The sequence below is a fragment of the Acinetobacter stercoris genome, assembly GCF_900323515.1.
Lineage (GTDB): Bacteria > Pseudomonadota > Gammaproteobacteria > Pseudomonadales > Moraxellaceae > Acinetobacter > Acinetobacter stercoris.
The window spans coordinates 1-1056 of the sequence record NZ_OOGT01000416.1 but is presented as its reverse complement, the minus strand read 5'-3'; the positions used below and the strand labels follow the sequence as shown (position 1 = coordinate 1056).

The 1056-nt window shown below is 31.5% G+C and carries 3 protein-coding genes; all 3 read left to right on the top strand.

Going from position 1 to position 1056, the window contains the following annotated elements:
* The first annotated feature begins 127 nt into the window (after positions 1 to 127).
* Complete coding sequence (locus KPC_RS19980) at positions 128 to 382, top strand: hypothetical protein (RefSeq protein ID WP_121976028.1); 255 nt, start codon at positions 128 to 130, stop codon at positions 380 to 382.
* Positions 383 to 394: 12 nt separating this feature from the next.
* A complete protein-coding gene (locus KPC_RS19975; RefSeq protein WP_171334571.1) occupies positions 395 to 805 on the top strand; it encodes a hypothetical protein in 411 nt (136 codons plus the stop codon).
* A gap of 7 nt (positions 806 to 812) precedes the next feature.
* The coding region (locus tag KPC_RS19970; protein ID WP_171072066.1) for a transposase at positions 813 to 1056 on the top strand (244 nt) is incomplete at its 3' end.

Sequence of the window (1056 nt, the reverse complement as noted above, 5' to 3'; positions counted from 1 at the left end):
TCTTTTATGCGATCATCGAATTGAATCATAAACCAGTTCATCGCCAAGCGCCAATTGTGGGATATATAAAATATATAACATATCAAAAAAAGCGATTTGTCTATATGCATGGAATGATTATTTAAATGTGAGTAACTTAGGACACTATACTTATCCTGAATATCCTAATATAGGTAAAGCACAAGATTTATTAGCTGCATTTGACTTTAAAAATGAACAGGGTGAATCTGAATTAAGATATACATATTATTTAAGAAGTGCTGAAATTAGAGATAGATTTAATGAGGAAATGATCCCAAATTTTACAAAAGATGAAATATCGAAAAATTGGTATTTGGTTGAAGGTGATGAAGATCCTCTAATAAAGTATGAATTTTTTTAATGAGGGCTTAATGTGAAAAAAATAATATTATGTTTTTTAATGTGTTCTATTTTTAATATTGAAGTAAATGCAAGTATGTCAGAGACAGGTGAAATTATTATGAGTGAAAATCAAAGTCTGAATTTGATTTCTGAAATTACAAGGATAGGATCTACAGAAAAATGGAATAGCAGCTTATTTTTTGAGGGATCACTTAAGATTCATGTTTTAAAAGATGGAACAATTACAGATTATGGTATGTATACTTTGTCTAAAACAAAATTTGGATTTCCTGTTGCTATTAGAGTTTCAAATTTAAATGATAAAAATAAGCATTTTAATTTTTTTGTTTCTACACCAAGTGGATTATTATTTAAAAACCCTATATATGTAAATAGGCTTTGTTGCACAAACCTATCTGTAAAGGCTTTTTCAGCGATATAATTTTCAAATGAAGAAGCCTACACACAAAATCTACCGCACAACCAATTGGCCCGCATATAACCGAGCACTCATGAGTCGCGGAAATATTGCCATTTGGTTTGATCCTGCTACGCAATGGTATGCGCCATCAAAAGGCAAACAAGGGCGAAATCAAACCTACTCCGACGCAGCCATCCAATGCTGCTTAATGATTAAATCCTTATTCCGTCTGTCTTTACGTATGGTCACTGGCTTTGTGCAAAGTCTGATTA